This is a genomic window from Psychromonas algarum (assembly GCF_004376845.1).
GTDB lineage: Bacteria > Pseudomonadota > Gammaproteobacteria > Enterobacterales > Psychromonadaceae > Psychromonas.
Genome location: NZ_SNUW01000018.1, coordinates 17,683 through 31,574 on the forward strand (window position 1 = coordinate 17,683; position 13,892 = coordinate 31,574).

Annotated in this window: 11 protein-coding genes; 5 read left to right on the forward strand and 6 right to left on the reverse strand. The window is 35.9% G+C overall.

The annotated features are described in order from the left end of the window. The first annotated feature begins 1 nt into the window (after window position 1). Window positions 2-676 carry an ABC transporter permease gene (locus E2R68_RS13175; protein ID WP_134278144.1) on the forward strand — a complete coding sequence of 225 codons (675 nt, stop codon included), beginning with the start codon at window positions 2-4 and terminating at the stop codon, window positions 674-676. A gap of 39 nt (window positions 677-715) precedes the next feature. Then, complete coding sequence (locus E2R68_RS13180) at window positions 716-1,750, forward strand: adenosine deaminase (RefSeq protein WP_134278154.1); 1,035 nt, start codon at window positions 716-718, stop codon at window positions 1,748-1,750. Window positions 1,751-1,837: 87 nt separating this feature from the next. Here E2R68_RS13180 and E2R68_RS13185 read toward each other — a convergent pair whose 3' ends face one another. Next, entirely contained in the window at window positions 1,838-3,394 is a 1,557-nt protein-coding gene (locus tag E2R68_RS13185; protein WP_134278145.1) for a DUF3943 domain-containing protein, read from the reverse strand. A gap of 367 nt (window positions 3,395-3,761) precedes the next feature. Here E2R68_RS13185 and E2R68_RS13190 point away from each other — a divergent pair, with 367 nt between their 5' ends. Continuing rightward, window positions 3,762-4,802, forward strand: coding sequence for an acyltransferase (locus E2R68_RS13190; protein WP_134278146.1), 1,041 nt, complete (start codon window positions 3,762-3,764; stop codon window positions 4,800-4,802). Window positions 4,803-4,869: 67 nt separating this feature from the next. On the opposite strand, the gene E2R68_RS13195 is transcribed toward E2R68_RS13190, so the two are convergent. From E2R68_RS13195 to cmoA, 4 genes are all read right to left on the reverse strand, one after another. Then, window positions 4,870-6,876 carry a cation:proton antiporter domain-containing protein gene (locus E2R68_RS13195; protein WP_134278147.1) on the reverse strand — a complete coding sequence of 669 codons (2,007 nt, stop codon included), beginning with the start codon at window positions 6,874-6,876 and terminating at the stop codon, window positions 4,870-4,872. A 247-nt stretch (window positions 6,877-7,123) separates the two neighbouring features. After that, window positions 7,124-7,708 (reverse strand): CoA pyrophosphatase, encoded by a 585-nt coding sequence (locus E2R68_RS13200; RefSeq protein WP_134278148.1) that lies wholly within the window; start codon window positions 7,706-7,708, stop codon window positions 7,124-7,126. Between the two features lie 147 nt (window positions 7,709-7,855). Continuing rightward, a complete protein-coding gene (cmoB, locus tag E2R68_RS13205; protein WP_134278149.1) occupies window positions 7,856-8,842 on the reverse strand; it encodes a tRNA 5-methoxyuridine(34)/uridine 5-oxyacetic acid(34) synthase CmoB in 987 nt (328 codons plus the stop codon). A gap of 8 nt (window positions 8,843-8,850) precedes the next feature. Beyond that, a complete protein-coding gene (gene cmoA, locus E2R68_RS13210; protein ID WP_134278150.1) occupies window positions 8,851-9,585 on the reverse strand; it encodes a carboxy-S-adenosyl-L-methionine synthase CmoA in 735 nt (244 codons plus the stop codon). 159 nt (window positions 9,586-9,744) lie between these two features. On the opposite strand from cmoA, the gene aspS reads away from it, so the two are divergent. Continuing rightward, window positions 9,745-11,532, forward strand: coding sequence for an aspartate--tRNA ligase (gene aspS / locus E2R68_RS13215; protein ID WP_134278151.1), 1,788 nt, complete (start codon window positions 9,745-9,747; stop codon window positions 11,530-11,532). A 197-nt stretch (window positions 11,533-11,729) separates the two neighbouring features. Here the strand turns inward: aspS and E2R68_RS13220 are convergent, their stop codons facing one another. Then, window positions 11,730-12,707, reverse strand: a complete 978-nt coding sequence (locus E2R68_RS13220; protein WP_134278152.1) for an integron integrase — start codon at window positions 12,705-12,707, stop codon at window positions 11,730-11,732. Between the two features lie 140 nt (window positions 12,708-12,847). On the opposite strand from E2R68_RS13220, the gene E2R68_RS13225 reads away from it, so the two are divergent. Then, a complete protein-coding gene (locus E2R68_RS13225) occupies window positions 12,848-13,681 on the forward strand; it encodes a hypothetical protein (RefSeq protein WP_134278153.1) in 834 nt (277 codons plus the stop codon). The last annotated feature ends 211 nt before the right edge of the window (window positions 13,682-13,892 follow it).

A 13,892-nucleotide genomic window follows, 5' to 3' on the forward strand; every position in this document is an offset into this window, starting at 1 on the left:
AATGGACTTTTCAATCATCATTACTGAGTATCAATTTTACCTAACGGGTTTATGGACAACCACTTGGTTAGTTGCCCTGTCTTTATTGATTGGGTTAATCATTGCTTTACCAATGGGAGTATTACGTAGCCATCCCAATTGGTTAATTAAAGGACCTATTTGGGCCTATATGTACTTTTTCCGTGGAACACCATTATTAGTTCAATTGTTCCTTGTTTATTATGGTGTTGCACAGTTTGATGCAATACGAGATAGCTCTCTTTGGTATTATTTTCAGGAAGCTTGGTTTTGCGCATTACTCGTTTTCTCATTAAATACGGGAGCTTATACTGCTGAAATAGTCCGTGGTGTGATCAGCACTATGCCAGAAGGTGAATTGGAAGCTGCCAAAGCCTATGGTATGAGTCGTTGGCAAATATTAAAACGTATTACTTTACCTAATTCAGTACGCCGTGCATTACCTGCTTACAGCAATGAAATTATATTTATGATCCACGGTAGTGCAATTGCAGGTGTTGTTACTATTGTTGATATAACAGGTGCTGCGCGTGTTGTTAATGCGCGTTATTATGCGCCATTTGAAGCTTATTTAGCGGCAGGTATTTTGTATATGTGTTTAACTTTTTCTGTTATTTATTTATTTAAACAATGGGAAAAACGCTATAAGTATATTTAAATTATATTCATTCATTATTAGAAGTGATTAATGCCAACTATGCCAGATTCAATAATAACAAAAAAGACTTCAATAGCTTCTGCCAACTGGTTAGCGCTGTTACCTAAAGTAGAATTACATTTACATTTAGAGGGTAGTCTAGAGCCTCAAATGCTGTTTGATTTAGCTATACGTAACCAAGTTAAATTACCTTATCAAAATGTTGATGAAGTAAAAAAAGCATTTCAATTTACACAACTTCAAGATTTTTTAGATATCTATTATCAAGCCGCTCAGGTTTTAGTAACAGAGCAAGATTTCTATGATTTAACTTGGGCTTATTTACTTAAATGTAAAGAGCAAAATGTTTGTCATGTGGAGCCATTTTTTGATCCGCAAACTCATACAGATAGAGGGATCGCTTTCTCAACAGTTATCAATGGTATTGATAGAGCCTTACAGGATGGTGTAGAGAAGTTAAATATTACTAGTGAATTAATTATGTGTTTTTTACGTCATCTAAGTGAGGAAGAAGCTTTTTCCACATTGACGTTAGCAACGGCTCACCTAGATAAAATTAAAGCCGTTGGTTTAGATAGTTCTGAATGTGGTCATCCGCCTGAAAAATTTAGCCGTGTTTTTGCTAAAGCGAGAGAGTTAGGTTTATTAACCGTTGCTCATGCTGGAGAAGAAGGCCCTGCAGAATACATTTGGACTGCGATTAATGATCTAAGAGTCTCGCGAGTGGATCATGGTGTTAATGCTATTTCTGATCCTAAACTGATTGATTATTTGGCAAAAACTCGTATGCCGTTAACGGTTTGCCCACTATCCAATACTAAATTAAAAGTGTTTGATGATATGAGCGATCATAATATTTTAGCGCTTTTAGCGTTAGGAGTTTGTGTTACAGTTAATTCTGATGACCCTTCCTATTTTGGTGGGTATATGACTGAAAACTTTGAAGCGTTAGCTGATTCGTTACATTTGAATCAATCTCAAGCCAGAAAGCTAGTTGAAAATAGTATAACGGCAAGTTTTTGTAGTGAACAACGTAAATATGAGTTGCTGACAATATTAACTCAGTATGTTTAACCTCTTTGGTTAACTAATACTAATCATACACATATAAAAAATCCCAGCTATGAACTGGGATTTTTTGTTTTACGACTTTGATTGGCGTTACATGTTTTCCCCATCACCAAAACGGTATAACAGTTTGCCTACGACTTGTTGATCGTTACTACCTTCATTTGGTGTGTAATAATTAACGGCTTCAGCTTGTAATGCCCAGTTTGCATTTAAACGATAATGGATGCCTAAACCTGTATTGACCTGAAAGTTATATCTATCTTTGCTTTCTTCCCAAATCTCTTCACCAACACCCGCTGTTATATATGGGCGAAGATCAGATTTTGTATTGAAATAATATTGTCCATCCACACTGAAGCTTTCATAAATATTAGTTGGTTCAACAATTTCTTTGATCATTTTCGTTGATGAATAACTTAAGCGAGCTGAAAAACTACGAGAAAAATATAAACCCAATGAAGTTTGTGCAATTGCTTCACTTGCAGATCCATTTTTACTGTCAAAATTAAGGTAACCTGCGCCTAAAGATAAACCTATAATGCCATAACTTACAGGATCGTTTGAATGACCAAATGAATAACCTTCACCAATTTTACGTTTACCACTAATACCTGATTGTGCAGGACTGTTTTCTTCACCGAAAACATAGTTAACTTCAAACATAATCGCTTGATCGTTTCGTGGACTATTTTCAGAACTTTGATCTGATAATTTAACGTAGCCAGTACCAGCCTTAATTAAGTCAGTACCAAATAATCGATTAACATTACGACCAACAGAGTCAACGGGATCTAATAAAAATAGGGCGGTATTACCTAAGTATTCGCTTCCCCATACTGTTCCGCCATCTGTCCATATTTCACGTTCAGTGTTAAATGCCCATTCACCATATACCCACCCTAAAACCGGTGTGATAACAAGATCTTGCATTGATGGTGTTTCAGCAAAAGCTTCTACACCATATTCCCAAAATACGGTGGACATTAATGCTGAATATAAAAATGAATCCCATTGGCGGTAACCCGATTTACGTGCTGCTTGGTAATAGACACCACCAAAATAAGGGTGCATTACAAGGTTTAAGACAGCATCATCGCGATCCCATACAGGACCGGCTGTGACATTATCTATCCACTTTTGTCCTAAATTTACGTCATCATCATTATCCCAATTGGTAATTTCTTCTGGCATAACGGCAAGTACTGCAACAACACCTAAACCATAATAAAAGATAGAGGTGGTTTGTGACCAAAGGCGTTCACCATCTTCTCCATTTTCAGGTGAAAATAATGAAACTTGATAAGGGTTGTCATAAAAACTATCTGGAACGTCAAACTGTTCCCATGCAGAGTTTGTATAAGCTGGTTCGTAAGGTGCTTCAGGTTCTACTATTTTTGTTTGTTGCTTTGATTTGTTTACTTTAGGATCGGCAGTAGGATCAGTAATTTGCTGATCAGTACCTTTATATTCAGGTGTTTCTTGTAAGCTATTGTTTTCAGCTAATGGTACTTTTGTTGAGCTAGTATCCACAATTTTAGGAGATGTTGTTTCACCTTCATTGTTGATTTCTTCTGCTGAGTACACTGTAGTTGTAAAGAAAAAGAGGGCGAACAAAAGTGTGCGCATTCCATATTTGCTGATGATCACTGAAATTCCTTTAAAGCGTATGTCGAGACAGATAAATGGTTATGCTAGGTAACATAGAAAATAACGTGCTTATTATCATGTTTTTTATAATTTCCTGCAATGATTAATACTATTTTTATCAAAATTGTTATATGAGAGGGTTATTAACCTTTTTTGTAATAAGTAGAGTAAACTATTGAAAATTATAAATATTTAAGAAAAACTCAGTGAATATTTCAATACTTGCTCGATAAAATGTAATTTATGTTTAAGTGACAATAGAAAGGAAAATATGGATTTTTATTTTATGTTTTTTGTTTTGAATAATTTCAAGTGTTTGTAATATATGGTTTTTTTATTTTTAATTAAACGGATGTAGGTCATTAAAATGAAGGTTACACGTCAATCAATTTTTTATATCGATTTTTTACGTTTTATTGCTGCTATTGCTGTTATTAGCATTCATGTGTTGGGGCCTTTTCGTTATTTATATGGAGAAATACCTACGAGTGATTGGTTAGCAGCAACTGGTATTAATAGTCTAACGCGCTGGGCTGTTCCCGTATTTATGTTAATTAGTGGTGCTTTGCTTTTATCTACAGAAAAAGCTTTTCAATGTGAGTATTATTTATCAAAACGATTAAGCAAAGTAGCGATACCTTTTATTGGGTGGACGGTTATTTATGCTTTAGTTGCTGGTTTTATGGTAAATGAAGTTTTCACAGGACATTGGGTTGGGGCGACGGCATTACATATGTTAGAAAATTCACCTAATAAACCTGTTTGGTATCACTTATGGTTTTTTTATGATTTTATTCCTCTCTATTTTGTTATTCCCTTTTTAATTCCTATCTTGAAGAAAGCATCTCCTGAATATATTAAGTTGGCATTATTTGCTTGGACTGTTTTATTTTTAATGTATTGGTTAAAAGTTGAGAGCTTTTTACAACAAAATTTAATTCTTTATAGCGGATATTTAGTATTAGGCTGGTATCTGTTCAATCGAGATAATCGTCCACAGTTAAAAGCTTGGGTAACTGCTGGTCTATTTATGATGGCTTTTAATTTCTTGGGTTCATGGCAATTAGCAATTGAAACAGGTGAATATAATGCATTTTTTATGGGCTATAAAACGTTAAATACAGCCATTATTGCTGGGATGTTATTTGTTGTTGCACAAACTTATGCGGATAAAATACAAGGAAAATTACGCTCTTTAGTGACTATTATTTCGACTTACAGTTTAGGGATCTATTTGATTCATCCTTTGTTACTGATCCCAATTCGAGAGTTAGACAATGGTTTCTATACATGGTTTGGTAGTAATTGGATCGCTATTCCAATGATTACTGTGCTTACTTTAGCGGTCTCATTGTTTTTAACCATGATATTAGTGAAAATCCCATTTGTAAGACGTTTAGTGCCTTAAAAAGTTAATTATTATTATTGAAATGTAAGCTGCAACTTAAGAAAAAACGTGGCAGCTTACATTGTATCTATGAGTTTTTTTGTATTTCTTGTTGAATTAATGCTTCTTTAATCGCTTGTTGGGTTTGTTCTTCTTTGCGTTGTGCTGTTTCAATGGCTTTTTGCTCTACTACTGCAGTTTCTTCAATAAGTCGTTTTTCAGCTATTAATTTTGCCGCTGTTTCTGCTTCTATTTTATTTAATCTTTCTGTTTCATCATCTATAGCAGTTTGTATCACTGCTTGATCTTGTGCTTCTTGAGGCAATAAACTAATAAGCTCAATACCGTCAGAAAAATCAATGCTATTAGCACCCGACATGATGTTAACTTCACCTTCTTTAGTGATATAAACTAACGGCATTGCAGTCTCACCATAACGCTTTTTAAAATGTTCAAAAGTGAAGTTATCAGTGATATTAGTGCTTTTTAGAACGCCCCCTTTTGCCATTAAACTCGCTAATTTTGCATAAGAGATGTTTTCTCCAAACAAACATAAACGTTTTAAGTAGGACTCTGATAATTGATGACGAGCGCTTGTACTATCTACATTATTCAAACCATATACTTTTTCAAGGCCAAGTAAGTCTTGGAAATGAAAGGTAACTAATGGATTTAATTGGCGGTAGGGTGACATCACTAATACTCTTCCAATTCCACTTAAGTCCATATAGTTTGTTGCATGCTCTGAAGCTGGATTACCAAAGTACACTGGAATGTTAACCATTCTAGCTTTACGAATGCTATCCCAGTTATTGTCTGCAAGGACGACCTTAATATTTTTGGATATTAAAATGGATGCAAGTTCTCGTGAAAACATAGATGCTCCAAAAATTAATAACCCTTGATTGGAGCCTTCTTTGACACCTAAAAATTTTGCCCAAGGTCCAGCGGTTAGGCTTTGGATAACCACTGTGCCAATAATAATTAAGAACACTAATGGCACAATAGAACTTGCACCTGCTATGCCGGCAGCTTCTAATTTAATAGCAAATAGAGATGAAATAGCGGCTGCAACAATCCCTCTAGGGGCAACCCAGCTGAGGAACCATTTTTCTTGAGAAGATAAATGTGTACCAACGCCGGAGATCCAAACGCTTAAAGGACGAGCAATAAACATAGCAACTAATAATACGCCTATTCCTCCCCAACCAAGATCTAACATTGCCGTTGAATCAAGTCGTGCAGCTAATAAAATAAACAGCGCAGAAATAAGTAATACGGTTAAGGTTTCTTTAAATTCTAAAATATCAGCAATATCAACACCGCGCATATTTGCTAACCAAATTCCCATGACAGTGACGGTTAATAAACCAGACTCTTCTTGGATAATATTAGAGCCAACAAATACACCTAACATAATGGTTAACACAGCTGTATTACGTAAATAATGAGGAAATAGGTTTTTTCTAATAGATAGGCCAGTGAAATACCCAACAATTGCGCCTAAACCAAAACCAAGTATTAAGGTTAAACCTAGCGCATGTAATACATGTGATGTTGGATCGGCTGTAACGGCAATATATTCAAAAACCAACACCGCAAGCAAAGCGCCGATAGGATCAATCACGATGCCTTCCCAACGTAAAATCCTAGAAAGATTAGATTTTGGTTGTACTGTTCTTAGCATTGGCACAATGACTGTTGGTCCAGTTACTACCACTAAAGCACCTAATAACATGGCAATAGACCAATCAAAGCCTAAAATATAATGGGCAGCGGGCGTAATACAGGCCCAAGTGACAAATGTTCCAATAGTCACAAGGTGTGACACCATACGACCATGTTCTTTAATTTCTTTAAAATTAAGGGTTAACGCACCTTCAAAAAGAATAATGGCAACACCTAAGGAAATGATAGGAAATAATAGATCACCAAAAAGAGCATCGGGATTTAAAATCCCTAAACCGGGACCCAATAATAATCCACATAATAAAAGAGGCAAAATTGCTGGTAGATGTAGCTTCCAGCCGATCCATTGACATAGCAGTGATAAAACACCAATTAATGCCAACATACCAGTAATGTGCTCAACCATATTTGTTCTTCCTTTTAGCAAATACGCAGGTGAAATATAATGATTCTATTTTTAAATGAGATTTGAAAAAATAGCTATTAAATTATTGATCTTATGTTGTTATTGATGCGAATTGAATCATTAATTTAGCTATTCATTGATAATGCACTTATTTGATTTATAGAGTTTTACTTATTGAAAGTATGAAACGTTGAAAAGTTATCTTACTTGATGCTAGTTAGTTATATAGATATTAGTTATGCAGATATTAGCTACGTAGATGTTGTTGTAAGTTAATTAACATCTGTGCAGTGGCTCCCCAAATGAGGTGATTTTGGTAAACACTACAATAAGTAAAGTGACGTTTTCTATTTGCAATTAAATGCTGTTTAGAAAAATTGTTACGGTTGAGCGCAAATGAAAAAGGCACTTCAAAGCATTCTTTTACCTCCCCTTGATCAATTACTATTTTATGAGCATTGTCGACAAAGCCAATAAAAGGGGTGATGTGATAACCTGTGGTGGTGATTAATGGAGAAAGATTTCCAATTAATTGTATTTTATTCTTATCAATCCCGATCTCTTCTTCCGTTTCACGTAAAGCGGTAAGTGCTAAAGAGTTGTCACTCAGTTCATATTTTCCCCCTGGAAAACTCACTTGCCCTGCATGATGTTTTAGATGTAATGCGCGTTGAGTCAAAATTATTTGTAAGCCACTCTCTCTCTGGACTATTGGCATTAAAATAGCTGCTTTTTTGAATGTTTTATTTTGTTGCGATAAAAGGTGTGGAGAAAGTATGGTTGATCTTGTTTGTTGCAATATAAAACGATTGAGGAAATGTTGTTTATTCATATTAAATTATCTCCTCATGGTTTATTTTAAGTTATTACTGAGTTGTTAATTCTTAAAGTAAGTCATATCTTTTGTGAATACAATATTAATTATTTAAGTGAATGCCTATGCGAGCAAGGATGCTATCAAGCATAAGCATTGATTTATTTAACAGAGTGGTTTAATTGCTTTTTTGGCAATTAATAACGCTCGTTTAGGGGCAGGGTGACCTTCGACTGTTTTACTTGGATCATTAGGATCTAAATAATCTTCTAATGATTCATTGGTCATCCAGGCTGTACTACGTTGTTCGCCTGTTAATGTGTCATTGATATCTACTATGCGAACATCTTCAAATCCACATTTCTCAACCCACAATCTAAGTGCTTCTGCACTTGGCAAAAACCAAATGTTACGCATTTTAGCATAACGGTCTTGAGGCACTAATACGTCATTTTTACCGCCTTCGATGACTAATGTTTCAAGCACTAATTCTCCACCTTCAACCAGTTGATCTTGTAGTTGGGTAATATGATCCATTGGAGATTTACGATGATATAAAACCCCCATTGAAAAGACGGTATCAAAGGCCTCTAATTTAGGTAGTTCTTGAATACCTAATGGTAATAAATTTACGTTTTGATCTTTGTTTGCAAAGTGACGAATTGCCTCAAATTGGCATAAAAATAGTTCACTTGGGTCAATGCCAACAACAAACTCAGCGCCTTCACCACGCATGCGCCACATGTGATAACCACTGCCACAGCCTACATCTAAGACGTAACGATATTTTAATGGACTAATGTGTGGTAAGACTCGATCCCACTTCCAATCACTTCGCCATTCCGTGTCAATATGAATGCCGTGAATATGGAAAGGGCCTTTACGCCACGGATGAAATTTTTGTAGTAGGTTTTCTAATTTTTTTGTTTCACCTGTTGATAATTCCGTACCATCACCAATGCGAACTTCATCTTTTAATTCGAGATTATTGGTTGTAATAGTTGGAAATTTATCTAATACACGGTTCCAACTTGCTAAAGTGCCATGAACATGTGTATTTTCCCATTCATGTAATTGTGCAGGTAAAGTATATAACCAATGGTTTAAACGGTTTTTAGCGATGGTGCTATAAAAGTTACTGAAATCAATCATCTGCTTGCCTAATCTTTGATACTAATAATAGAGCCGAAATTAAAACACTGATACCACAGGTCATTATGTTTAAATCCTGCTTGTTGTAAGCGTTGATAGTGCTCTTCAACCGTATCTGAAATTAATACGTTATCTAGAGAAGATCGTTTTTGGCTTATTTCCAATTCGCTATAACCTTGGCTTCGTTTAAAGTCTAAATGTAAATCAATTAATAGCTGGTGGCTTGTTGTATCTTCAAAAATAAATTTTTCAGAAAGTACTAACACTCCTCCCGGTAATAAACCGTTATATATATTAGTTAATAAGCTCAGACGTTTTTCTGGTGTTAAAAACTGCAAGGTAAAATTAAGCACAACAACTGACGCGTTTTCAATCTTGACGTTACAGATATCATCTTGTAACACTGTCACTGGAATGTCTGATTTATAAGCATGAATATGCTGTTTACAAGATTCAACCATTGCCGATGAATTATCGACCGAAATAATTTGGCAACCTTCTTTCGTTATCAACCCACGTCGCATAGATAATGTTGCTGCACCCAATGAACAACCTAAATCATATAAATTAGAATGGTTAGTCGCACAACGTTGAGTGATCATGGCAATACTGTTAATGATATTTTCATAACCAGGTACAGAGCGTTTGATCATATCAGGGAAGACTTGTACAACTTGTTGGTCAAATCTAAAGCTGTCGACTTTATCTAATGGAGTGCTAAAAATATTATCGGTTTGACTCATAGGAATGCCTAGCTATTTAAGGTTTTAATTAAGTATGGTGGCGTATTTTACTCAAATTGTGTTGCAGGGTCATTTTTTTATTTAAGCGTATGACTCTCAGTGGTTTTCTTTTATAATACGCTCAATTATTTTGTAACGTATTTAAAACAGGAATCGATGATGCGCACTATGTATTGTGGTGAAGTGACCGAAGAGAATATTGGTCAAGAAGTTGAGTTAGTAGGTTGGATAAACAAACAACGCGATTTAGGTGGTGTAACATTCCTAGATTTACGTGATCGTGAAGGCATTGTTCAAGTATTTTTTGATGGTGATACACCTGAAGCAACAGCTGTTGCAGCCTCTGTGCGTAACGAGTTTTGTATCAAAATGAAAGGTCAAGTTCGTGCTCGTCCAGAAGGACAAGTAAATAAAGATATGACAACGGGTGGCATTGAAATTCGTGGTCTTGAACTTGAAGTTTTAAATCGTTCTGAGCCATCTCCACTTGATAGCAACCAAAAGAACTCTGAAGAGCAACGTTTACGTTACCGCTACTTAGATTTACGTCGTCCTGAAATGGCTGAGCGTATGGTCTTCCGTTCTAAAGTAAGTAGCTTTGTTCGTCGTTTCTTAGATGACAACGGCTTCCTAGATGTTGAAACACCTATTTTAACCAAAGCAACACCAGAAGGCGCGCGTGACTATTTAGTACCAAGTCGTACACACAAAGGTCAGTTCTTTGCATTACCACAATCTCCACAGTTATTTAAACAACTGTTGATGATGTCTGGTTTGGATAAATACTACCAAATCGTAAAATGTTTCCGTGATGAAGATTTACGTGCTGATCGCCAACCAGAATTTACACAAATAGATATTGAAACATCATTCATGACGGGTGAACAAGTCATGGATAAAACAGAAGAGATGGTAGTGAATCTTTTCAAAGAGATGTTAGATGTTGATTTAGGCACCTTCCCTAAAATGACTTACGCAGAAGCAATGCGTCGTTTTGGTAGTGATAAACCTGATCTACGTATTGATTTTGAATTAGTTGACGTAGCTGACCTATTAAAAGAAGTAGAATTCAACGTGTTCTCTGGTCCTGCTAATGATGCAGCGAGCCGAGTTGCTGTTATCTGTGTACCGGGTGGTGCAAAACTTTCTCGTAAAAACATAGATGAGTACGGTAAATTCGTGACTATCTATGGCGCTAAAGGTTTAGCGTGGATGAAAGTGAATGAAGCGGCTAAAGGGCTTGAAGGTGTTCAGTCTCCAATCGCTAAATTCTTAAATGAAGAGATTGTTGCTGAGTTATTAAAACGTACTAATGCACAAGATGGCGACATTATTATGTTTGGCGCTGATAAAGCAAATGTTGTAGCTGAAGCAATTGGAGCGTTACGCCTTAAAGTTGCTGAAGATCTTGGTTTAATTAAAGATGAATGGAAACCACTTTGGGTTGTTGAATTCCCAATGTTTGAACCATTAGAAGATGGCGCATTAACGCCAATACATCACCCGTTTACCGCACCATTAAATATGACGCCGGAAGAATTAGAAGCGAGCCCAGTTGGTGCACTTTCTGATGCTTACGATATGGTGTTAAATGGTTGTGAGCTAGGTGGTGGTTCGGTTCGTATTCATAAACAAGATATGCAAGCTGCAATTTTCCGTATTCTAAATATCTCAGATGAAGAAGCACAAGATAAATTTGGTTTCTTACTAGAAGCATTACAATTTGGTGCTCCGCCACATGCAGGTCTGGCATTTGGTTTAGACCGTATTGTTATGTTGATGACAGGTTCAAGCTCTATTCGTGAAGTGATTGCTTTCCCGAAAACGGCTTCTGCGGCATGTCCGTTAACCAATGCGCCAGGTTTTGCTAATCCAGCTGCACTAGCAGAATTGAATATTGCGGTTGTTAAACCAAAAGAGAAAAAAGAAGAATCTAAAGAAGGATGACCCTTTTTTAGTTTAATTTCTCTTTATAGAAGGGAGATGATGTTGCTAGTAATAGTGATGTTGTCTCCCTTTTTTGTTGGTGGTTTGAGGTGGCTTATTCCTCGTTCCCCTGGTCTAAGTGGTAATGCATAGTGGCTTTTTGAAGTTTATTAAAAGTGGTTTCACTTCGTCGGCGAGCCATTTTGTATAACGGGTTATTATTCATTTATCGCTTGTAAGTCAGAGAAAGGGCTACGTACGCCATTTGCTCCAGCTTGTAATACATGGGTATAAATTTGTGTTGTTCTGATATCTGAATGTCCTAATTGTTCTTGGACTGTTCTTATGTCTGCACCTCTTTGTAAAAGGTGTGTTGCGAATGAATGACGTAATGTGTGGCACGTTACGCGTTTATCAAAATTTAATTTTTTTGCTGTCTTTTTGATGGTTCGCTGCAAATTACTTTCATGCAAATGATGCCTTCTTAAGTTATTTGTTCCTGGTTCCAAACTTAGTTTTGATGATGGAAACAAATAATGCCAGCCAAATTCTTTTGGCGCACTCGGATATTTAGCAGCGAGTGCAAAAGGTAAATAAACACCATTGTAGCAAGGGTTTGTAACATCTTGTTGGTAATACAAACGTACACTGGAGATTTGGTCTCTTAAGGGAGTTAATAATTCTTTTGCCAATGTAACTCTACGATGTTTCCCTCCTTTACCATTCCAAATTTGAAGTGATGAATAATCAAAATCAATATCTTGTATTCGTAGCCTTAACACTTCCATAAGTCGTAAACCGCTACCATATAGAATGTTACAAGGAAGTGAGAGTGGTGCAGGTATATTTTTTAGTAATAATGCGGTTTCTGTTAAGTTTAAAACAACAGGGAGTTTAGGTTGCATATGGCTGCGGTTAAATTTGAGTGTTAATGTTAAAGGGTTATCTAAAAACTCTTTATACAGATACACCAGTGCATTTAATGCTAATGATTGTGTTTTAGGCGCTACATTTCGCTGGTTAGCTAAAAATGAAAGAAAAGACTCAACATCCTGATTATGGCATTCAATAGGGTGCTTTTTTTGATTGAAGTATATAAAAGATGTGATCCAATAAATATATGCTTTAATTGTTTTTTCTGCATAATTTTTCATACGCATATTTTCAGCAATGGCCATTAAAAATGGTGATTTCATAAAATACCTCTACAAACAAAACCAATGTTTATTTATACAGTGTAGTGCGTTTGCCATCTTTCCGCGGGAAAGGTGACATTTTGTTATCTAATAAGATGTTAACCGTCAATCATCTGTCCAATTTTTAAAAGGTACAATTTGTGAAGCAAAATCCATTTTCGTTCTATGATTTTCTTGGGTATATGATACCTGGAGCCGTATTGCTATACATACTTACTTTTGTGTTTGGTGTTGATAATTTAGTAGCTGTTTTGAGCTTAGGCGAGTCTAAAAATTCCACTTCTAGTCAATTGCTCAGCTTTATTCCTGCTGTAATCGGATCGTATTTACTCGGTCATGCATTAGCAATTGGTTCTTCGGCTATTATTGAAGCGTTTACGAATTACTCGAACGGTTATCCATCCGAGTTCTTATTTGATGTAGAGCCAAAACCTTACCTATCAAGTGATTCATCTACTGGCAATTTTGGTCGTGGGGTTTTGTGGGTATTAATATTCCCTATTTCACTTTTGAAAACAATACTTAAAGATCGTTGTAATATTAAAATGTTTAATCAAGCCAAGTCATTACCTAAGCCTTTACGTGATGCAACTTTTGATAAATGCACAACAATACTTAAAGATAATATTGGTGTTGACACATCAAGTATGAATATAGAAAAAGGAATTGATGGAGACTATTTACGTCTTTTGTACCACTTTATTTTTGAAAATTCAGAAAGGCATTCAGTTAAGCTTCAAAACTACGTTGCACTGTATGGTCTAACTAGAAATGTATCATTTGTCTTTATTTTACTATTTTGGTCTGCTTTTTATTCATGCGTGTTTGTAGAGGGGTCGACTATAGGTTGGTCACATGTGCTTGCATTTGGTGGCCTTGCATATATTTTCTACATTGGATTTGTTAAGTTTTATAGACGTTACAGTTTAGAAGCAGTTATGGCTGCAACTGTATACAGTTCAAAAGACGGTTAACAAGGCATTTAAACGGAACTAAAACAGTGGGTTACGTTCCGCTTCGCTCCACAGTATAACCCACAATTTTAGTCCGCTTAATGCGGCGTTGAGGCTGTAGAATTTCTCCCAAAAACGCATTTTATGCGTTTTTTCTAATTACCTTTAATTGTACAAAAAACAACCTTGATTGAGCTGACTCTCTGTGATCTAATAGTTATTATTCGCTCAG